Source organism: Sphingomonas trueperi, from assembly GCF_040545965.1.
Taxonomy (GTDB): domain Bacteria; phylum Pseudomonadota; class Alphaproteobacteria; order Sphingomonadales; family Sphingomonadaceae; genus Sphingomonas; species Sphingomonas trueperi_C.
Genome location: NZ_JBEPMV010000003.1, coordinates 559,114 through 578,291 on the forward strand (window position 1 = coordinate 559,114; position 19,178 = coordinate 578,291).

Sequence of the window (19,178 nt, forward strand, 5' to 3'; positions counted from 1 at the left end):
TTGCCAAAGTTCACAGTGTAGCGAACTTCGTCTGCTGGCCGCCGCGGCAAAGCCGCGTCGTCGGTCGGAGCCTGCGGCCCCGCCGGCCGGGCCTCGCGATCAGCCCGGGATTAGCAAGGCTAATCCCGGACGCGAGGCTCAGCCCATGATCTCCTGCTCGAGCTTCTTGGCCATTTCCTCGATGTTCTCGGGCGGCCAGCCCGGGATTTCCATGCCGAGGCGCAGGCCCATGCTGGAGAGGACTTCCTTGATCTCGTTGAGCGACTTGCGGCCGAAGTTCGGCGTGCGCAGCATCTCGGCTTCGGTCTTCTGAACCAGATCGCCGATATAGATGATGTTGTCGTTCTTGAGGCAGTTGGCCGAGCGGACCGAAAGCTCCAGCTCGTCGACCTTCTTGAGCAGATAGCGGTTGATCTGCGCGGCATCGCCTGCGCCACCTTCCGCCGGTGCCGCTGCCGGCGCCATGCCGACCGGGGCTGCCCGGGTGATCGAAGAATCGTCGAAGTGGACGAACAGCGCCAGCTGGTCCTGCAGGATCCGCGCGGCATAGGCCAGCGAGTCCTCCGGGGTCACCGTGCCGTCGGTTTCGACGGTCAGCGTGAGCTTGTCGTAATCGAGCTCCTGGCCGACGCGGGTGTTCTCGACCTTGTACGAGACCTGACGGACCGGGCTGAACAGCGCATCGACCGGGATCAGGCCGATCGGCGCATCGGCCGGGCGGTTCGCGGTAGCGGGCACATAGCCCTTACCCACGTCCGCGGTCAGTTCCATGTTCAGGGTCGCGCCGTCGTCGAGGTGGCAGATCACCAGCTCGGGGTTCATCACTTCGATGTCGCCCGAAACCGCGATGTCGCCCGCCTTCACTTCCGCCGGGCCGGTGGCCGACAGCTGGAGACGCTTCGGGCCTTCGCCCTGCATCTTGAGCGCGATCTGCTTCACGTTGAGGACGATGTCGGTCACGTCCTCGCGCACGCCGGCGAGCGACGAGAATTCGTGCAGCACATTCTCGATCTTGATCGAGGTGACTGCCGCGCCCTGCAGCGACGACAGCAGCACGCGACGCAGCGCGTTGCCGAGGGTGAGGCCGAAGCCCCGCTCCAGCGGCTCGGCGACGAACGTCGACTTCCGCTTGGGATCGCCACCGGGCTTCTTCTCGAGGCCGTTGGGCTTCTTGAGTTCCTGCCAGTTCTTAGCGTTGACCGACACGGGCTTTCCTCATGTTGGGCGGGGAAGAGGCATTCCCCGCCAGGTACCTACTGCAAGACCGCGAGACCCGCCTCAGGGCCCGCGGTGCAAGCAGGACGTTTAGACGCGGCGACGCTTCGACGGCCGCACGCCGTTATGGGGGATCGCCGTCACGTCGCGGATCGAGGTGATCTGGAAGCCGACCGCCTGCAGCGCGCGGAGCGCCGACTCACGGCCCGAACCCGGACCCTTGACCTCGACCTCGAGGGTGCGAACGCCGTGCTCGGCGGCCTTGCGGCCGGCGTCTTCGGCGGCGACCTGCGCGGCGTACGGGGTCGACTTGCGCGAGCCCTTGAAGCCCATCATGCCGGCCGACGACCAGCTGATCGCGTTGCCCTGCGCGTCGGTGATGGTGATCATGGTGTTGTTGAAGCTGGCGTTCACATGCGCGACGCCGGCGGTGATGTTCTTGCGTTCGCGACGGCGAATACGCTGCGGTTCACGTGCCATTTGGAATTTCCTGACCTAGAAGCTTGGTGCCTGGAGGCGCTGGGCCTCGGGGGAAGAAGTGCGCGCTGGGGAGCGCTGCTTACTTCTTCTTGCCGGCGATCGGCTTGGCCTTGCCCTTGCGGGTGCGCGCATTGGTGTGCGTGCGCTGGCCGCGGACCGGCAGGCCCTTGCGGTGACGCAGGCCGCGATAGCAGGCCAGGTCCATCAGGCGCTTGATGTTCATCGCCACCTGGCGACGAAGATCACCTTCCACGGTGTAGCCGGCGTCGATCGCTTCGCGGATCTGCAGCACTTCCTGGTCGCTCAGGTCCTGCACGCGGCGCTCCGGCGCGATGCCGAGCTGCGTGGTGAGTTCCTTGGCCTTTGCGGGGCCGATGCCGTGGATATACTGCAGCGCGATGACGACGCGCTTGTTGGTCGGGATGTTAACACCCGCAATACGTGCCATGAAATATATTCTCCCAGCTCCACGAGGCACTGCATGGCAGCGGCGCCCCATCTCGTAGCGTTGCCTTCCGAAATGCAGTGGCACGACGCACGCAGGGAGCGCCGCCGTAATCTACTGTTCCGGAAGTTGGGCGAGATACGGGGCCGCAGGCGAACTGTCAAGCGCCGCGGGGCCGGAAAATGCTGAACCCTCCTTATATAGCAAGGTTCCCGGCAGGCCAAGCGCGGTGAGGGGTGCGGCGGCGAAGCGCGTCCCGTTTCGGATAGGAAGTTGGGGATTGCAGACTGGCGGGTGCACGCAACCCGACGATCAGGTCACGACCGAGATTAGGTGGGAAGCAGTCGTTAGTAACCCGGCGACCACGGCTTATCCTCCAGCCGCGCAAGGTCGCCTTCAGCAACGCTCTGCATTAGCTCAAGCACCTTCTTTCGTGGTAACCCGGTCATGTGTCGTGGCTGGCCATGGTCCTCGACATGCTCATAGGTGACGTAGCCGCCTCCGTAGTAGCCGAGACCCCACTCACTCTCGTGAATAACAGAGACGGAAGCATGTTCTTCGTCTCCGGGACACTCTTCCATTTCATCGGCCAAGCGACTCAATACCGACGCCAGCGAATCGGTCTCGCAAACAACACCGCGATGATAGACGAAAAAGCTCATGCGCCCATGCTACCGAGCGGCGCCACGTCCGCAAGTGGGGCGGGAGCGGCCATGGCGGGCATTGGTGGGGAGCTATCGCTCCGCTGGCGGACAAAGAAGGGTGAAGACCACCTCCAATCCACAAATGTGACAGAAGAGGGCGGGCCGGTTCCGCCGCGCAGTCTTACAGCGCACAGGAACAGTTTTTGAAGCGTGGGCCAGGGGTCTTGATTCGCCGCGCAACGGCAGGCCATGATGGAGAGGTAGACCGGGGGCTGACGAATGGAATGGTTGTTGTTGGGGGTGATCGCTCTGGTGCAGGCCGGGGAGGTGCCGAAGGGCGAACTGGCGACGCCGTTGAAGCCGAGGAGCGCGCCGGCTGAATGGGTGACGGACGCGGATTATCCGTCCAGCGCAGTCGACAAGGGCGAGCTGGGCCGGGTGCATTTTACCCTGGCCGTAGATACGAAGGGCGTTCCGGATGGTTGCTATATCACCGCAACTTCCGGATATTTGCAATTGGATCAGCTTGCTTGCGCCATCCTCCTGAAGCGCGCGCGGTTCAGCCCAGCACGTGATTCGGCGGGGACCCCTATTCGTGCGATATATTCCAACAAGTTCACGTGGACGTCGCAGGATGGTCCCGCGCCCGGCGAGATTCCGCGTATCGATCTCGTCGTGGAAGTTGCGAAACTGCCGGCCGGATATGCCAGACCCGCGCTGACGCGGGTGCATTTTGCAAAGTCCGGCAAACCGGATGCCTGCCGGATCGAAGTGACGAGCGGTCTCGTCGCGATTGACAAGGTGGCATGTCAGCAGGTCATGGTACAGGCGCCGGCACCGACACAAGGCATCAAATACGGGCCTCTGTTCGACACCCGGATGGTCCTGGTGACGTTCGAGCCGGTTTCCGCAAGGTGAGCGGCTCGCAGTTAGGAAGAGCCTGAGCCCGAATATATGCTGGACGGGAGGCGATCGCCACTTGCCGCGAAGCGGCGAGAAAACGGACCGCCTCCACCGCGTGGAATTCCGATGAGAAACCTTCGGGACCATCCAAGAAGCAGGGCGGGTTTGCGACTGGTATTGGGCGGAAGCGGACGAGCCGCAGCGCCGCATATAGCTCAGAATCAAAAAGGGCGGGGTTTCCCCCGCCCTTTCCGTTATCCCTGCCCGTCAAGCACCGCGGCGATCTGCCGCGTCACCTCGTCGATATCGGCCATGCCGTCGACTCGCCGGACCAGCCCCTTCTCTTCGTAGAAGGGCAGGATCGGCGCGGTCTTTGCACGATACTCCGCCATGCGGGTGCGCACCGTCTCGGCATTGTCGTCGGGGCGGCGCTTGAACTCGGTCGAGCCGCACACGTCGCACACGCCTTCCGTCTTGGGCAGCTTGTACTTGTCGTGATAGCCCTCGCCGCACTTGGCGCAGGTGAAGCGGCCCTCGACCCGGTCGACCAGCGCCTCTTCGTTGACCAGCAGCTCGATCACATAGTCGAGCTTGCGGCCGCGTTCGCTGAGCAGCGCGTCGAGCGATTCGGCCTGCGCATAGGTGCGCGGATAACCGTCGAAAATCGCGCCCTGTTCGGTATCGGCCATGTCGAGCCGCTCGCCGATGATGCCCGAGACGATCTCGTCGGAGACGAGCTGGCCCGCCTCCATCACTGCCTTGGCCTTCAGGCCCGTGGGCGTCCCCGCCTTCACCGCGGCGCGCAGCATGTCGCCCGTGGACAGCTGCACCATGCCGCGCTCGGTCTCGAGACGCTTCGCCTGGGTGCCCTTACCGGCCCCCGGCGGACCCAACAGGATGATATTCAACAGGTACCTCCCCTTGTGCCGCGCGACGATCAGCGCGCGCGGCCGCCCTTGAGCTTCGCCTTCTTGATCAGATCGCCATACTGGTGGGCCAGCAGGTGCGACTGGATCTGCGTCACCGTATCCATGGTTACGTTGACCACGATGAGAAGGCTAGTGCCGCCCATCAGGAACGGGATGCTCATCGCGGAGAACGCCCATTCCGGGACCAGGCAGATGATGGTCAGATAGGCTGCACCGATCACGGTGATGCGGGTCAGCACATAGTCGAAATACAGCTCGGTGTTCTTGCCCGGGCGGATGCCGGGGACGAAGCCGCCATAGCGCTTCAGATTGTCCGCGGTTTCCTCCGGGTTGAAGACCACCGCGGTGTAGAAGAACGAGAAGAAGATGATGCCGGCGGCATAAAGCGACATGTAGATCGGCGAGCCGTGGCGCAGCCAGATGTTCAGGTTCGCGATCAGGTCGCCATACCAGGTATCGCCCTGCGCGGCCTGGCCGGCGAACTGGGTGATCGTCAGCGGCAGCAGCAGCAGCGACGAGGCGAAGATCGGCGGGATCACGCCGGCAGTGTTGAGCTTGAGCGGCAGGTGGCTGCGCTCGGCCTGGACGCCGCGCGCGGTCTGGCGCTTCGGATACTGGATCAGGATGCGGCGCTGGGCGCGCTCCATGAAGCAGATGAACAGCACGAGGATGGCGACGCCGACGATCACGAAGATCAGGCGCAGCGGATCGATCGAGCCCGAACGGCCGCTCTCGAACAGCTGGACCAGCGTGACCGGCAGGCGGGCGACGATGCCGGCCATGATGATCAGCGAGATGCCGTTGCCGATGCCGCGGCTTGTGATCTGCTCACCGATCCACATCAGGAACATGGTGCCGCCGACGAGGCTGACCACCGCGGTGAGGGTGAAGGCCAGGCCCGGCTCGACCACCGGGCTCAGGCCCTTGGCCGCACCCGCTGCCTCGAGGCCCTGCACCAGGAAATAGCCCTGGATGCAGGTGAGCAGCACAGTGCCGTAGCGGGTGTACTGGTTCAGCCGCTTGCGGCCGCTCTCGCCTTCCTTCTTGATCGCGTTGAGCTGCGGCGACAGCGAGGTCGCCAGCTGCACGACGATCGACGCGGTGATGTAGGGCATCACGCCCATCGCCACGATCGACATGCGCGACAGCGCGCCGCCGGTGAAGTTGTTGAAGAAGTCGAGCACGCCGCCCTGCGTCTGCTGCGCGAGCAGGCCGAGCGCCGTCGGGTCGATACCCGGCAGCGGCACATAGCTCAGCATGCGGAAGACGATCAGCGCACCGAGGGTGAACCACAGGCGCTTCTTGAGGTCGGTGGCCTTGCTGAACTTCGCCAGATTGATGCTGGAGGCCAGCTGGTCGGCTGCGGATGCCATTTCGTATCTTCGTCCCGGATAAGTGACGGGCGCTCCCCCGCCCTGCGGAGTCGCATATAGGGGTTGTGCGCGGCTTGTCTAATGGCTGCGGGCGCGGAAAGAAACCGGCACCTGCCCCGGCCTTCGCCCAAACCCTCGTCATTCCGGCGAAAGCCGGAATCCATTGGGGTCACCGGCGCGGCGCTTGCCATGACGTAGTGGCGAATGGATCCCGGCTTCCGCCGGGATGACAGACTTGGAGGGATCGGCGTCGTTCGCGACGCGCGCATACCCAAGCCCAGCACGAAGGAAGGCGGAGCCTTGGGAGCCCCGCCTTCGCGTTTCGTCAGCCCTGCTTGGCGGCCTTGGCAGCGGCCTGGGCCGTGCGGTGCTTCGCCTTGTGCTTGTCGGCGGCCGGAACGATCTCCGGCACGGTGACCGAGCCACCGGCCTTCTCGACCGCCTCACGCGCACCGGCGGAGACGCCGGCGACGGTGAAGTTCAGCTTCGCGGTCAGTTCGCCCTTGCCGAGCAGACGGACGCCGTCCTTGCCGCCACGGGCCAGGCCAGCGGCCTTCAGCGCAGCGTGATCGATGTCGGTGCCGGTCAGCTTGCCGGCGTCAACAGCCTTCTGGATCTCGCCCAGGTTCACCTCGGCATAGTCCTTGGCGAAGATGTTGTTGAAGCCACGCTTCGGCAGACGCATGTGGAGCGGCATCTGGCCGCCTTCGAAGCCCTTGATCGAGACGCCTTCGCGGCTCTTCTGACCCTTGACGCCGCGGCCGCCGGTCTTGCCCTTGCCCGAGCCGATACCACGGCCGATGCGCATACGGCGATGACGGGCGCCCTGGTTGTCGTTGAGTTCGTTCAGCTTCATGATGTGTGCACTCGCTTTCGCTTTTGTCGCGCGTTGTTGGGAAGCGCGGGCTCATAGCGGCGAGCGGGGGGAATGTCGACTCTTGTTTGGCGGACGGGGACATTCTCATGAAGCGCAGTCCGGGTGCGCAGTTCGTGCTTGTCGACCTCCTGCGAAGCATCAACGACCGCGCTGGAACCGACCAAGCGCGCCTGCCTGTAGCAACCACCAACGGCCGCGAAAAACGTCAGAGATTCTGCTTCTACTTGCGACCGATCAGGACGCCAGGTGACGCATTTCCGGTGCTATCCTTCAAATCGAAGATCAGGCCAATCTCCCCGCCCCCTGGTCCATACAGACGACCATGTGCGGCGCCTTTCAAGATGCCATCAGCCGTCGTGACCGTACCATCTACGCGCCCGCTTTGCGGGTCCAGTACGCCATCCAAGATCAGGTTGATGGGCGCGCTGCCCCCATTCATTGTTACCGCTATCGTTCCGCTCAGCCGACGCGCTGACGCATCGACAGCCACGGTCTGCCCAGCCGAGGCCGCTCCGATTTCCACCACCGTCGCCTGGTAGATTGTCGTCCCAGCTACAGGTAGGTCCAAGGCCAAGGTCGGCGCGCCCGCCAGTGTAAACCCGGAAAAGCCAATTGGCTTCACGTTTTCCAGATCCTTGATGTAGCCCACGTAGATGGCTCCGCCGACATTGCGGTGAATAGTCAGGAACGCATCACTCGTGCCGATCACATACTTGTAGGCGAGAGCCGCATCCGTTTGGGCCAACGTGGTTCCATCTACACCCGGAGTGATGGTGGACTGCGAATTTGGATATGCGCGCGTGAACGATTGCGTCGCCGCCCTATAGCTGAAAGTGGTGGCGTCAGGATCGCGATATATTACCGACGCAGGTATAGTTTGCGTGGTCGACGCCAGGACGAGCCCTGTAAAGTTACGGTCGAGGCTGAAGTCTGCGAACGGAGAATACGCCGTGACCGTCGGCGTTGGCGTAGGGCTCGGTCCGGGTGGAGCAGGCGTGAGGACCGGTGCCGGTGTCGGCGTGCCGTTAGCAGCTTGCTGAGAGCCGCCATCGCTGCACCCTGACACAGCCAGCGCGCAAGCAATAGACAGCAACAAGTACTGATGCACGTTCATTAGCTTCCCCCCGGAAAAGAACTGACCTCGTCGTAGGCGACCGCCAGTTCGTTGTCGACAAGCATTCGCCGACCGACGGGCGGCGCTGCAAAATTCAACTTCTTGCTTCCCCGACCCGACTTCCACCAGACAAATAAAAAGGGCGGTGGTTGCCCACCGCCCTTTTCCAATGTCGCTGTGTCAGCAGACCGAAGGCTCAGCCCTCGATCACTTCCACCATGTGCGGCAGCTTGCGGATCATGCCGCGGACCTCGGGGCTGTCTTCCAGCTCCGAAACCTTGTGCATCTTGTTGAGGCCAAGGCCGATCAGCGTTGCGCGCTGATCCTTGGTGCGGCGGATCGGCGAGCCGATCTGCTTGATCTTGATCTTCGCCATGATCGATTACTCCGTAACGGCCGCAGCGTCCGCCTCGGCGGTCTGCGAACCACCGCGGCCGAGCAGGTCGGCGATCTTCTTGCCACGGCGCTGCGCAACCGACTTCGGCGAAGTCTGCTCACCCAGTGCCTCGAACGTGGCGCGGATCATGTTGTACGGGTTCGAGGTGCCGACCGACTTGGTCACCACGTCGGCCACGCCCAGCGATTCGAAGATCGCGCGCATCGGGCCGCCGGCGATGATGCCGGTACCCTGGGGCGCCGAACGGACGGTCACGCGGCCTGCGCCGAAGTGGCCGTTGCCGTCGTGGTGCAGCGTGCGGCCTTCCTTCAGCGGAACGCGAATCATCGCCTTCTTCGCCGAAGCGGTCGCCTTCGAGATGGCTTCCGGCACTTCGCGCGCCTTGCCATGACCGAAGCCGACACGGCCCTTGCCGTCGCCGACGACGACGAGCGCTGCGAAGCCGAAGCGCTTACCGCCCTTCACCGTCTTCGAGACGCGGTTGATGTGGACGAGCTTTTCGATCAGCTCCTCACCACCGTCGTCCTGCGGACCACCGCGACGATCGTCACGGCGACCACGGTTGCCGTCGCGACCGCCACGGCCGCGGTTGTCACCGCCGCCGCCCGGAGCGCCACGGCCACGGCCGCCACGCGAACCACGACCCTGCTGCTGCTGGTCGGGTGCCGCCTGGCCGGCGTCCTGCGCCTCGACCGGTGCTTCGGTCGTGTTGATTTCATCGGCCATCGTTAGAACTCCAATCCGCTCTCACGCGCGGCATCCGCCAGCGCCTTGACGCGACCATGGTAGAGGAAGCCACCGCGGTCGAAGACGACCTGGGTGATGCCTGCGGCCTTGGCGGCCTCGGCAACGCGCTTGCCCACTTCCTGTGCCGCGGCGATCGTGGCGCCGGTCTGGCCACGCACGTCCTTCTCGAGCGTGGAAGCCGAGGCGACGGTGCGACCTGCGGCATCGTCGATCACCTGGGCATAGATGTGCTTGCCCGAGCGATGGATCGACAGACGAGGACGGCCACCGGCCCGCGCACGAAGCGCGGTACGGTTGCGGCGACGACGCTTTTCGAAAAGCGAAAGACCCTTGGTGCTGATCACTTCTTCTTCCCTTCCTTGCGGAAGATGAATTCGCCATCGTACTTGATGCCCTTGCCCTTATAGGGCTCCGGCTTGCGCCAACGGCGGATTTCCGCGGCCACCTGGCCGACCTTCTGCTTGTCGATGCCCGAGATCTCGACCGTGGTCTGATCCGGCGTCTTGATCTCGATCCCTTCCGGGATGTCGAAGTTGACGTCGTGCGAATAGCCGAGCTGCAGCTTCAGGACCTTGCCCTGCGAAGCAGCGCGGTAGCCCACGCCGGTGATCAGCAGCTTCTTGGTGAAGCCGGTGGTCACGCCGGTGACGAGGTTCTGCACCAGGGTACGCTGCATGCCCCAGAAGGCACGGGCGCGCTTGGTCTCGTTCGCCGGCTGCACCGAGATGCCGCCGTCGATCACTTCGTACTTGATGTCGTCCGCGAGCGGCATGGTGAGGGTCCCCTTGGGGCCCTTCACCGAGATTTGCCCGCCGTCGATGTTCGCGGTCACGCCCGCGGGGACGGGAACCGGCTTCTTACCGATGCGGCTCATCAGAACACCTCCGCGAGCACTTCGCCGCCGACATTCTGTTCGCGCGCTTCGGCGTCGGACAGAACGCCGCGAGGCGTCGAGACGATCGTGATGCCGAGGCCGTTACGGACGCGCGGAAGCTCCTGCGAACCCGAATAGACACGGCGGCCCGGCTTCGAGATGCGCGCGACGTGCTTGATCGCCGGCTGACCCTCGAAATACTTCAGCTCGATGCGGATGCCGGCCGCGGGGCCCATCTGCTCTTCGCTGTAGCCACGGATATAGCCCTCGCGCTGAAGCACGTCGAGGACACGGACACGCAACTTCGACGCCGGCGTGAGGACAGAGTCCTTGCGCGCGCGCTGACCGTTGCGGATGCGGGTGAGCATGTCACCCAGGGGATCGGTCACTGCCATCTTGCGTGTCCTTTACCAGCTCGACTTCGTGACACCCGGGATCAGGCCCTTGTTGGCCAGATCGCGCAGCATGACACGTGCGAGACGGAACTTGCGGTAATAAGCGCGGGGACGACCCGTCAGCTCACACCGGTTGCGAATGCGGGTCGGGTTCCCGTTGCGGGGAATCTCGGCCATCTTGAGCCGTGCGATGAGACGCTCGGTCTCATCCAGGCTTTCGTCGTTCGCAATCGCCTTGAGCTTCGCGTACTTGCCGGCGTACTTCTTCACCAGCTGCTTGCGACGCTCGTTCTTGTTGATCGAACTCAGTTTCGCCATGACTTAAGTTCTTCCTTCCTTACGCCGCCTGCTTCGTTTCGCCGTCCGCCTGCGGGAACGGGAAACCGAAGAGACGGAGAAGCTCGCGAGCCTCGTCATCCGTCTTGGCAGTGGTGGTAACGATCACGTCCATGCCGCGCACCTTGTCGATGCGGTCATAGTTGATTTCGGGGAACACGAGCTGTTCCTTCAGGCCGCAGGCATAGTTGCCACGACCGTCGAACGACTTCGGGTTCAGGCCGCGGAAGTCGCGGACGCGCGGGAGCGCGATCGTGATGAAACGATCGAGGAACTCGTACATGCGCTCACGACGAAGGGTAACCTTCGCGCCGATCGGCATGCCTTCACGCAGCTTGAACTGCGCGATCGACTTCTTCGCCTTGGTCACGACCGGCTTCTGGCCGGCGATCAGTTCCATTTCAGAAGCGGCCTGCTCGACCTTCTTCTTGTCCTGGGTGGCTTCGCCAACGCCCATGTTCAGCACGATCTTTTCGATGCGCGGAATTTCCATGACGTTCTTGTAGCCGAACTTCTCGGTCATCGCCTTGACGATCTGCTCGTCATAGAGCTTGCGCAGGCGAGGCGTGTACTTGTCAGCCATTGATGACCTCCCCGGTCTTGACGGCGACGCGAACCTTCTTGCCGTCGCGTTCTTCGAAGCGGACGCGGGTGGGCTTGCCGTCGGCGGTCACGTGCGCGACCTTCGAGACATGCAGCGGCGCTTCGATGCGCACCAGGCCACCCTGGGGCTCGCCCTGGGTCGGCTTCTTGTGGCGGACGGCGATGTTCACGCCGGAAACGACGACCTTGTCGTCCTTCGGCAGCGACTTGACGACTTCACCGGTCTTGCCCTTGTCCTTGCCGGACAGGATTACGACCTTGTCGCCCTTCTTGATCTTGGCAGCAGCCATCACAGCACCTCGGGGGCGAGCGAAATGATCTTCATGAAGCCCTTCGAGCGGAGCTCGCGGACCACCGGGCCAAAGATACGGGTGCCGATCGGCTCCTCGTTCTTGTTGACCAGCACGGCGGCGTTACCGTCGAAACGGATCACCGAGCCGTCGGTGCGGCGGATGTCCTTCGCCGTGCGGACGATAACCGCGCGGTGGACGTCGCCCTTCTTAACCTTGCCGCGGGGGGCGGCTTCCTTGATGCTGACGACGATGACGTCGCCCACGCCGGCGAAGCGACGCTTCGACCCGCCCAGCACCTTGATGCACTGCACCCGCTTCGCGCCGCTGTTGTCAGCGACGTCGAGATTGGACTGCATCTGGATCATCGATCCGGTTCCTTCTCGTTTGGCCTGCCGGGACGAGCCCGGTGGTTCCGTTTCTAATGCGTCACCCCGGCCTCACGGCCGGGGCACCAAAGCGGCGGCCTATGACCGCAACTCGAGTTCTCCGCAAGAGCGGAGATGACGATTATGCGTCGACCGTGTTCGGCGTCGCGTGGGTATCAACCCGCCCGATCACCTTCCAGGTCTTCAGCTTGGAGATCGGCGCAGTCTCTTCGATGCGCACGGTCTCGCCGGCCTTGTACTCATTCGCCTCATCATGGGCGTGGTACTTCTTCGAGCGGCGGATGATCTTCCCGTAGAGCGGGTGCTTCACCTTACGCTCCACGAGAACCACCACGGTCTTGTCGCCCTTATCTGAGACGATGTTCCCGGTCAGCACGCGCTTCGGCATGGTCTCGGTCCTCTTACTTGGCAGTCGAGCGCGAGCGCTCGTTCTGCAGCGTCTTGATACGGGCGATGTCGCGACGCACTTCCCGCACGCGGGTCGGCTTCTCGAGCTGGCTGGTGGCGGCCTGGAAGCGCAGGTTGAACTGCTCGCGCTTCAGGTTGCCCAGCTGCTCGGCGAGCTGGTCGTCGGTGTTGGCCCGAAAGTCGGTTGCCTTGGTCATTTCTATCAGCCCTCCAGGTGCGTCGTGTCGCCGAGGCGAGCGACGACCTTGGTCTTGATCGGCAGCTTCATCGCGGCGCGCTCGAACGCTTCCGCGGCGAGCGGGCCGGGAACGCCGTCCAGCTCGAACAGGATGCGGCCCGGCTTGACGCGGGCGACCCAGAACTCCGGCGAACCCTTACCCGAGCCCATGCGGACTTCGGCAGGCTTCGACGAAACCGGAACATCCGGGAAGATGCGGATCCAGAGACGACCCTGACGCTTGATGTGACGCGTGATCGCGCGGCGAGCCGCCTCGATCTGGCGCGCGGTGATCCGCTCGGGCTCCATCGCCTTCAGGCCATAGGAGCCGAAGTTGAGCGCCGTACCACCCTTGGCGTCGCCATGGATGCGGCCCTTGAAGGCCTTACGGAACTTGGTGCGCTTCGGTTGCAGCATTGTTCTGTCCTAGTCCTTAGCGGCGATGATCGTCGCGCGACGGGCGCACGCCCGAGGTCTGTGCCTCGAGGTTCAGCCGGTCCTGCGCCATCGGATCGTGGCCGAGGATTTCGCCCTTGAAGATCCAGACCTTCACGCCGCACACGCCATAGGCGGTGTGGGCTTCGGCCTCGGCATAGTCGACGTTCGCGCGCAGCGTGTGCAGCGGAACGCGGCCTTCGCGGTACCATTCGGTGCGGGCGATTTCCGCGCCGCCCAGACGGCCGGCGCAGGTGATACGAATGCCTTCGGCGCCGAGACGGAGAGCCGACTGCACCGCGCGCTTCATCGCACGACGGAACGCGATACGGCGCTCCAGCTGGTCCGCCACGCCCTGCGCGACGAGCTTCGCATCGACTTCCGGCTTGCGGATCTCGACGATGTTGAGCGAGACGTCGGACGAGGTCATCGCGCCGAGCGTCTTGCGCAGCTTCTCGATGTCCGCGCCCTTCTTGCCGATGATCACGCCGGGACGTGCCGCGAAGATCGAGATGCGGCACAGCTTGGCCGGACGCTCGATGACCACCTTCGAGATCGCGGCCTGCGGCAGCGTCTTGAGGATGAACTTGCGGATCTTGAGGTCCTCCAGCAGCAGACGGCCATAGTCATGGCCTTCCGCGAACCAGCGGCTGTCCCAGGTGCGGTTGATCTGCAGGCGCAGACCGATGGGATTGCTCTTCTGACCCATTATGCTTCTTCCTGCTCGCGCACGACGATGCGCAGACGGCTGAACGGCTTCAGGATGCGGGTGGACTTGCCACGGCCGCGCGTCGCGAAGCGCTTCATCGTGATCGACTTGCCGACCGAGGCCTCGGCGACGACGAGGGCGTCGACGTCGAGGTTGTGGTTGTTCTCGGCATTGGCGATGGCCGAGGCCAGAACCTTGCGCGCGTCGACCGCCATCGCCTTCTTCGAGAAGGCGAGGATGTTCATCGCTTCAGCCGCGGTGCGGCCACGGATGAGGCCAGCGACCAGGTTCAGCTTCTGCGCCGAGCCACGGATCTGGGTGGCGACGGCAAGGGCTTCCTTGTCGCCGACCTTGCGGGGGGCTGCCTGCTTGCTCATTAGCGCTTACCCTTCTTGTCCGCGGCGTGGCCGGGGAAGAAACGGGTCGGCGCGAACTCGCCGAGCTTCATGCCGACCATGTCCTCGTTGACCGAGACCGGGACGAACTTGCGGCCGTTGTAGACGTTGAACGTCAGACCAACGAACTGCGGCAGGATCGTCGAACGACGCGACCAGGTCTTGATCGGACCAGCGCGGGTGCCGGCTTCCTGAGCGGTCTCTGCCTTCTTGAGCAGATGCAGGTCCACGAACGGACCCTTCCATACGGAGCGAGCCATCTATCAGCCCTTCTTCTTCGCGTGACGCGAACGGATGATCATCTTGTCCGTCGCCTTGTTGTGGCGGGTGCGCGCACCCTTGGTCGGCTTGCCCCACGGGGTGACCGGGTGACGGCCGCCCGAGGTACGGCCTTCACCACCGCCGTGCGGGTGGTCGACCGGGTTCTTCGCGACACCGCGGGTAAGCGGACGCGAACCCTGCCAGCGGCTACGACCGGCCTTACCGAAGTTCTGGTTCTGGTTGTCGGGGTTCGACACCGCACCCACGGTCGCCATGCAGGCGGCGTGGATGTAGCGCTGCTCACCCGAGCTCAGACGCACGATCACCATGCCGCGGTCACGACCGACGACCTGGACGTACGCACCAGCCGAACGCGCGATCTGACCGCCCTTGCCCGGCTTCATCTCCACATTGTGGACGATGGTGCCGACCGGAATCTGGCCCAGCTCCATGGCGTTGCCCGGCTTCACGTCGGTCTTCTTGCCCGCGATCACCTTGTCGCCGACAGCGAGACGCTGCGGAGCGATGATGTAGGCCAGACGATCCTTGCCGGCTTCGTCGGCGCCGTAGTTGATCAGCGCGATGAAGGCGGTGCGGTTCGGGTCATACTCGATCCGCTCGACGGTGCCTTCGACGTCCCACAGGCGGCGCTTGAAATCGACGATGCGATAGCGCTGCTTGTGACCGCCGCCGATGCCACGCGAGGTGACATGGCCCTTGTTGTTACGGCCGCCGGTCTTGGTCTTGCCTTCGGTCAGCGCCTTGACGGGGCGACCCTTGAAGAGCTGCGAGCGGTCGATCAGGATCAGCCCGCGGACGCCAGGCGACGTCGGATTATAGTTCTTGAGCGCCATGGTCTCAGATCCCCGTGGTCACGTCGATCTGTTCGCCCTGGGCGAGCGTCACGACCGCTTTCTTAAAGTCCGAACGGCGGTAGGGCGCGCCCTTCCACTTCTTGGTCTTGCCCTTCTGGACGAGGGTGTTCACGCCGGTGACCTTGACGTTGAACAGCGCCTCGACGGCAGCCTTGATCTCCGGCTTGGTCGCATCGTTGGCGACCTTGAAGACCACGGCGTTCGCCTCGGAGACGAGCGTCGACTTTTCGGTGATGTGCGGGGCGAGCACCACGTCGTAGTGACGGATGTCGACCGGCTTGGACTGCTTAGCCATTGAAGCGCGCCTCCAGCTTCTCGACGGCAGCGCGGGTCAGGACCAGCGTGTCGCTCTTCAGGATGTCGTAGACGTTGGCGCCGATCGCCGGCAGCACGTCCACCTGGTGCAGGTTGCCTGCTGCCAGCGCGAAGCTGTTCTCGATGGTGTCGCCATCGATCACCAGAGCCTTCTTGCCGAAGCCCAGCTTCTCGAGGTTGCCGGCCAGGACCTTGGTCTTGCCGTTCTCGACGACCAGGCTGTCCATGACGATCAGCGAACCCGCCTTGGCGTGGCTCGACAGCGCCATCTTCAGGCCCAGCGTGCGGATCTTCTTGTTCAGCGACGGATTGAAGTCGCGGACGCGGGCGCCGTGCGCCTTACCACCGCCGATGAACACCGGCGCGCGGCGATCGCCGTGACGTGCGGTACCACCGCCCTTCTGGCGGCCCCACTTCTTGCCCGTACGCGCAACGTCGGCGCGCTCGCGGGTGCCACGGGCGGTGCCGCGACGCTTCTCGAGCTGCCAGGTGACGACGCGGTGCAGGATGTCGGCGCGCGGATCGAGACCAAAGATCTCGTCGTTGAGCTCGATATCGCCCTTCTCGGCGGCGTCGAGGGTTTGAACCTTGACCTTCACTTAGCCCTCCTGGCCTTCGGTGGCTTCCGGAGCCGCCACTGCGGGCGCTTCGGCGGGAGCCTCGTTGCTGTTCGCGACGGTCTTCAGACCGGCGGGGTACGGCGCTTCGGCGTGACGGGCAACCTTGACGGCGTCCTTCACGATCAGCCAGCCGCCCTTCGAGCCCGGAACCGAACCCTTGACGAAGATCAGGCCGCGCTCGGCATCGGTGCCGACCACTTCCAGATTCTGCTGGGTGCGATTGCGGTCGCCCATGTGACCGGCCATCTTCTTGTTCTTGAAGACGCGACCCGGATCCTGGCGGTTACCGGTCGAACCGTGCGAACGGTGCGAGACGGAAACGCCGTGGGTGGCGCGCAGACCGCCGAAGCCCCAACGCTTCATGGCGCCGGCGAAACCCTTACCCTGGGTACGGCCCGACACGTCGACCAGCTGGCCTGCGACGAAATGGTCGGCCGAGATTTCGGCGCCCACGTCCAGCAGACCATCTTCCTCGACGCGGAATTCGCAGAGGATCGCCTTCGGCTCGACTTCGGCCTTGCCGAAGTGGCCGCGCTGCGGCTTGGCGACGTTCTTGGCCTTCGCCGTGCCGGCGCCGACCTGAACGGCCACATAGCCATCCTTGTCGGTGGTGCGCTGTGCCACCACCTGGACGCCTTCCAGTGCCAGAACGGTCACCGGCACGTGCCGGCCGTCGTCCTGGAACAGGCGGGTCATCCCCATCTTCTTCGCGATAACGCCAGTGCGCATCGGCCTGTTGCTCCTATTACAGAGGCACCCCCGGGACCATTCCCGCGGGTGCGTGTTCAACCCTGAATGTTTTACTGCGAAGCCCCCGTCCGGGCTGAACCTCCACCTTGCGGTGGAAGAGACGGGGGACGCAGGCCCGGCCACTCGAAAGCCGCCGGCGGTATCCCTTGTCGCTGCGAGCCTGGTCGGCCCGCCACTCCTTGCGTTGGATCGGGAAACGATCCGGTCGAGGAGGATGGCGACTCCAGTAAAGGAGCCGCGAATCTCGAGGAAGCGGCGCCTTTACGTCAGCTACGCTTCCATGTCCACCGCATTAAAGGGTGAACGCCAAAAGCCCCCGCGAAGCGCGGGGGCTGGAGCCGGCTCAGGCCAGCTTGATCTCGACGTCGACGCCGGCGGCCAGGTCGAGCTTCATGAGCGCGTCCACGGTCTGCGGGGTCGGCTGAACGATGTCGAGCATGCGCTTGTAGGTGCGCGTCTCGAACTGCTCGCGCGACTTCTTATCGATGTGCGGGCCACGGTTGACCGTGAACTTGTCGATGTGAGTCGGGAGCGGGATGGGGCCACGGATGAGGGCGCCGGTACGGCGGGCGGTGTCGGCAATGTCGCCGGCAGCCTGATCGAGCACGCGGTGATCGAACGCCTTGAGGCGAATGCGGATATTCTGCGTTTCCATGGTCCTACCGATGCGAAAGAGCGGGGCAACGCACCCAATTGCCATCCCGGCGAAGCCCCGGCCCCTGCCCCATCCGCTGCTAGAGCGATTCGGGCGGCGCCGGTTGAACCGGAACGGCGGCTGGATGGCCGCCTCTTGCTGTTGAACTCAAAACTCGAAGGGCGCCCCTTTAACGACCCTTCTATAAAAAGGCAACCGCCCGACACTCATTTTCTGAGTGCCGGGCGGAACCTTTTTGCAGTCACCTGCGGGCCGAGGCCCGCAAATGCTTACTTGTCGATCGAGGCAACCACGCCCGCGCCGACGGTACGACCGCCTTCACGGATGGTGAAGCGCTGGCCGACGTCCATAGCGATCGGCGCGATCAGCTTGACGCCGAGCGCGATGTTGTCGCCCGGCATCACCATTTCGGTGCCCTCGGGCAGCTCGACGGTGCCGGTCACGTCCGTGGTACGGAAGTAGAACTGCGGACGATAGTTCGCGAAGAACGGCGTGTGACGGCCACCCTCGTCCTTCGACAGGACGTACACTTCCGACTTGAACTCGGTGTGCGGCTTGATCGAGCCCGGCTTCGCCAGAACCTGACCACGCTCCACTTCGTCGCGAGCGACGCCGCGCAGCAGCGCACCGACGTTGTCGCCGGCCTGGCCCTGGTCGAGCAGCTTGCGGAACATTTCGACGCCCGTGACGGTGGTCTTGCGGGTGTCGTGAATGCCGACGATCTCGACTTCTTCACCAACCTTGATGATGCCGGTTTCGACACGGCCGGTCACCACGGTGCCGCGACCCGAGATCGAGAACACGTCTTCGATCGGCATCATGAACGGCTTGTCGAGCGGACGCTCCGGCTCCGGGATCGACTCGTCGACAGCGGCCATGAGCGCCAGGATGGCGTCCTTGCCCAGCTTGTCGTCGGTGCCGTTCAGAGCGGCGGTCGCCGAACCACGGATGATCGGAATGTTGTCGCCGTCGAACTCACGCTTGGAGAGCTCTTCACGGATTTCCATTTCGACCAGCTCGAGGATTTCCTCGTCGTCGACCAGGTCGCACTTGTTGAGGAACACGACCATGGTCGGCACGCCGACCTGACGGGCGAGCAGGATGTGCTCCTTGGTCTGCGGCATCGGACCGTCGGTCGCTGCCACCACCAGGATCGCGCCGTCCATCTGCGCTGCGCCGGTGATCATGTTCTTCACGTAGTCGGCGTGACCCGGGCAGTCGACGTGCGCGTAGTGACGGCTGTTCGTCTCATACTCGACGTGCGCGGTCGAGATGGTGATGCCGCGCTCGCGCTCTTCCGGAGCCTTGTCGATGTTCGCGAAATCGACCGCTGCGTTGCCCGCAACGTTTTCCGCCAGGATCTTCGTGATCGCAGCCGTCAGCGACGTCTTGCCATGGTCGACGTGACCGATGGTGCCGATGTTGAGGTGCGGTTTGCTCCGATCGAACTTTGCCTTCGCCATTGTCTTCCTACCTTCTGATTCAATTTCCCGTGCCGCCATGGGGACTCGCGAGAACGCGGCCCCA

Annotated in this window: 30 protein-coding genes; 1 reads left to right on the plus strand and 29 read right to left on the minus strand. The window is 64.0% G+C overall.

The window, feature by feature from the left end:
* Nucleotides 1-138: 138 nt before the first annotated feature.
* The 4 genes from ABIC35_RS10360 to ABIC35_RS10375 form a co-directional block, all read right to left on the minus strand.
* Nucleotides 139-1,206, minus strand: coding sequence for a DNA-directed RNA polymerase subunit alpha (locus tag ABIC35_RS10360; RefSeq protein WP_010545746.1), 1,068 nt, complete (start codon nt 1,204-1,206; stop codon nt 139-141).
* 99 nt (nt 1,207-1,305) lie between these two features.
* Complete coding sequence (rpsK, locus tag ABIC35_RS10365) at nt 1,306-1,695, minus strand: 30S ribosomal protein S11 (protein WP_019368402.1); 390 nt, start codon at nt 1,693-1,695, stop codon at nt 1,306-1,308.
* Between the two features lie 79 nt (nt 1,696-1,774).
* Complete coding sequence (gene rpsM, locus ABIC35_RS10370) at nt 1,775-2,143, minus strand: 30S ribosomal protein S13 (protein WP_010545744.1); 369 nt, start codon at nt 2,141-2,143, stop codon at nt 1,775-1,777.
* A gap of 344 nt (nt 2,144-2,487) precedes the next feature.
* On the minus strand, nt 2,488-2,802 hold the full coding sequence (locus ABIC35_RS10375) for a hypothetical protein (RefSeq protein ID WP_121074340.1): 315 nt from the start codon (nt 2,800-2,802) through the stop codon (nt 2,488-2,490).
* Between the two features lie 261 nt (nt 2,803-3,063).
* Between ABIC35_RS10375 and ABIC35_RS10380 the strand changes: the two genes are divergently transcribed.
* Entirely contained in the window at nt 3,064-3,702 is a 639-nt protein-coding gene (locus tag ABIC35_RS10380) for an energy transducer TonB (RefSeq protein ID WP_121074337.1), read from the plus strand.
* Nucleotides 3,703-3,941: 239 nt separating this feature from the next.
* Here ABIC35_RS10380 and ABIC35_RS10385 read toward each other — a convergent pair whose 3' ends face one another.
* The 25 genes from ABIC35_RS10385 to tuf all read right to left on the minus strand — a co-directional run bounded on the left by ABIC35_RS10385 (nt 3,942) and on the right by tuf (nt 19,114).
* The gene (locus ABIC35_RS10385; RefSeq protein WP_121074334.1) at nt 3,942-4,595 is read right to left on the minus strand and encodes an adenylate kinase; all 654 of its coding nucleotides are present in this window, start codon (nt 4,593-4,595) and stop codon (nt 3,942-3,944) included.
* 29 nt (nt 4,596-4,624) lie between these two features.
* Nucleotides 4,625-5,989 (minus strand): preprotein translocase subunit SecY, encoded by a 1,365-nt coding sequence (secY, locus tag ABIC35_RS10390; protein WP_121074331.1) that lies wholly within the window; start codon nt 5,987-5,989, stop codon nt 4,625-4,627.
* A 325-nt stretch (nt 5,990-6,314) separates the two neighbouring features.
* On the minus strand, nt 6,315-6,845 hold the full coding sequence (gene rplO / locus ABIC35_RS10395) for a 50S ribosomal protein L15 (RefSeq protein WP_121074328.1): 531 nt from the start codon (nt 6,843-6,845) through the stop codon (nt 6,315-6,317).
* A 241-nt stretch (nt 6,846-7,086) separates the two neighbouring features.
* On the minus strand, nt 7,087-7,611 hold the full coding sequence (locus ABIC35_RS10400) for a hypothetical protein (RefSeq protein WP_121074325.1): 525 nt from the start codon (nt 7,609-7,611) through the stop codon (nt 7,087-7,089).
* Between the two features lie 565 nt (nt 7,612-8,176).
* Nucleotides 8,177-8,356: a 50S ribosomal protein L30 gene (gene rpmD / locus ABIC35_RS10405; protein ID WP_019369689.1), complete on the minus strand. Its 180-nt coding sequence runs from the start codon at nt 8,354-8,356 to the stop codon at nt 8,177-8,179.
* Nucleotides 8,357-8,362: 6 nt separating this feature from the next.
* On the minus strand, nt 8,363-9,103 hold the full coding sequence (gene rpsE / locus ABIC35_RS10410; protein ID WP_121074322.1) for a 30S ribosomal protein S5: 741 nt from the start codon (nt 9,101-9,103) through the stop codon (nt 8,363-8,365).
* A 2-nt stretch (nt 9,104-9,105) separates the two neighbouring features.
* Nucleotides 9,106-9,465 (minus strand): 50S ribosomal protein L18, encoded by a 360-nt coding sequence (gene rplR / locus ABIC35_RS10415; protein WP_174539078.1) that lies wholly within the window; start codon nt 9,463-9,465, stop codon nt 9,106-9,108.
* Nucleotides 9,465-9,998 (minus strand): 50S ribosomal protein L6, encoded by a 534-nt coding sequence (gene rplF / locus ABIC35_RS10420; RefSeq protein ID WP_121074319.1) that lies wholly within the window; start codon nt 9,996-9,998, stop codon nt 9,465-9,467. Before rplF ends, rplR begins: the two co-directional genes overlap by 1 nt.
* Nucleotides 9,998-10,393 (minus strand): 30S ribosomal protein S8, encoded by a 396-nt coding sequence (gene rpsH / locus ABIC35_RS10425; protein WP_010545734.1) that lies wholly within the window; start codon nt 10,391-10,393, stop codon nt 9,998-10,000. The genes rplF and rpsH overlap by 1 nt, the downstream gene beginning before the upstream one ends.
* A gap of 12 nt (nt 10,394-10,405) precedes the next feature.
* On the minus strand, nt 10,406-10,711 hold the full coding sequence (rpsN, locus tag ABIC35_RS10430) for a 30S ribosomal protein S14 (protein WP_010545733.1): 306 nt from the start codon (nt 10,709-10,711) through the stop codon (nt 10,406-10,408).
* 19 nt (nt 10,712-10,730) lie between these two features.
* On the minus strand, nt 10,731-11,312 hold the full coding sequence (gene rplE, locus ABIC35_RS10435) for a 50S ribosomal protein L5 (RefSeq protein ID WP_010545732.1): 582 nt from the start codon (nt 11,310-11,312) through the stop codon (nt 10,731-10,733).
* Nucleotides 11,305-11,622: a 50S ribosomal protein L24 gene (gene rplX / locus ABIC35_RS10440; RefSeq protein WP_121074316.1), complete on the minus strand. Its 318-nt coding sequence runs from the start codon at nt 11,620-11,622 to the stop codon at nt 11,305-11,307. The genes rplE and rplX overlap by 8 nt, the downstream gene beginning before the upstream one ends.
* Complete coding sequence (gene rplN, locus ABIC35_RS10445) at nt 11,622-11,990, minus strand: 50S ribosomal protein L14 (RefSeq protein ID WP_010545730.1); 369 nt, start codon at nt 11,988-11,990, stop codon at nt 11,622-11,624. Before rplN ends, rplX begins: the two co-directional genes overlap by 1 nt.
* A gap of 142 nt (nt 11,991-12,132) precedes the next feature.
* On the minus strand, nt 12,133-12,399 hold the full coding sequence (gene rpsQ, locus ABIC35_RS10450) for a 30S ribosomal protein S17 (RefSeq protein ID WP_010545729.1): 267 nt from the start codon (nt 12,397-12,399) through the stop codon (nt 12,133-12,135).
* A gap of 13 nt (nt 12,400-12,412) precedes the next feature.
* Nucleotides 12,413-12,616, minus strand: coding sequence for a 50S ribosomal protein L29 (rpmC, locus tag ABIC35_RS10455; protein ID WP_010545728.1), 204 nt, complete (start codon nt 12,614-12,616; stop codon nt 12,413-12,415).
* 5 nt (nt 12,617-12,621) lie between these two features.
* Nucleotides 12,622-13,053 (minus strand): 50S ribosomal protein L16, encoded by a 432-nt coding sequence (gene rplP / locus ABIC35_RS10460; RefSeq protein ID WP_064313338.1) that lies wholly within the window; start codon nt 13,051-13,053, stop codon nt 12,622-12,624.
* Nucleotides 13,054-13,069: 16 nt separating this feature from the next.
* Entirely contained in the window at nt 13,070-13,780 is a 711-nt protein-coding gene (rpsC, locus tag ABIC35_RS10465) for a 30S ribosomal protein S3 (RefSeq protein WP_010545726.1), read from the minus strand.
* On the minus strand, nt 13,780-14,157 hold the full coding sequence (gene rplV / locus ABIC35_RS10470; RefSeq protein WP_010545725.1) for a 50S ribosomal protein L22: 378 nt from the start codon (nt 14,155-14,157) through the stop codon (nt 13,780-13,782). Before rplV ends, rpsC begins: the two co-directional genes overlap by 1 nt.
* On the minus strand, nt 14,157-14,435 hold the full coding sequence (gene rpsS / locus ABIC35_RS10475; RefSeq protein WP_066719904.1) for a 30S ribosomal protein S19: 279 nt from the start codon (nt 14,433-14,435) through the stop codon (nt 14,157-14,159). The genes rplV and rpsS overlap by 1 nt, the downstream gene beginning before the upstream one ends.
* 3 nt (nt 14,436-14,438) lie before the next feature.
* Entirely contained in the window at nt 14,439-15,290 is an 852-nt protein-coding gene (gene rplB, locus ABIC35_RS10480) for a 50S ribosomal protein L2 (RefSeq protein ID WP_121074313.1), read from the minus strand.
* Between the two features lie 4 nt (nt 15,291-15,294).
* Nucleotides 15,295-15,606, minus strand: coding sequence for a 50S ribosomal protein L23 (locus tag ABIC35_RS10485; protein ID WP_010545722.1), 312 nt, complete (start codon nt 15,604-15,606; stop codon nt 15,295-15,297).
* A complete protein-coding gene (gene rplD, locus ABIC35_RS10490) occupies nt 15,599-16,225 on the minus strand; it encodes a 50S ribosomal protein L4 (protein ID WP_121074310.1) in 627 nt (208 codons plus the stop codon). The genes ABIC35_RS10485 and rplD overlap by 8 nt, the downstream gene beginning before the upstream one ends.
* Nucleotides 16,226-16,975, minus strand: a complete 750-nt coding sequence (gene rplC, locus ABIC35_RS10495) for a 50S ribosomal protein L3 (protein WP_121074307.1) — start codon at nt 16,973-16,975, stop codon at nt 16,226-16,228.
* A 364-nt stretch (nt 16,976-17,339) separates the two neighbouring features.
* Complete coding sequence (rpsJ, locus tag ABIC35_RS10500) at nt 17,340-17,651, minus strand: 30S ribosomal protein S10 (protein ID WP_010545719.1); 312 nt, start codon at nt 17,649-17,651, stop codon at nt 17,340-17,342.
* Nucleotides 17,652-17,920: 269 nt separating this feature from the next.
* Nucleotides 17,921-19,114 (minus strand): elongation factor Tu, encoded by a 1,194-nt coding sequence (gene tuf / locus ABIC35_RS10505; RefSeq protein ID WP_010545718.1) that lies wholly within the window; start codon nt 19,112-19,114, stop codon nt 17,921-17,923.
* Nucleotides 19,115-19,178: the final 64 nt, after the last annotated feature.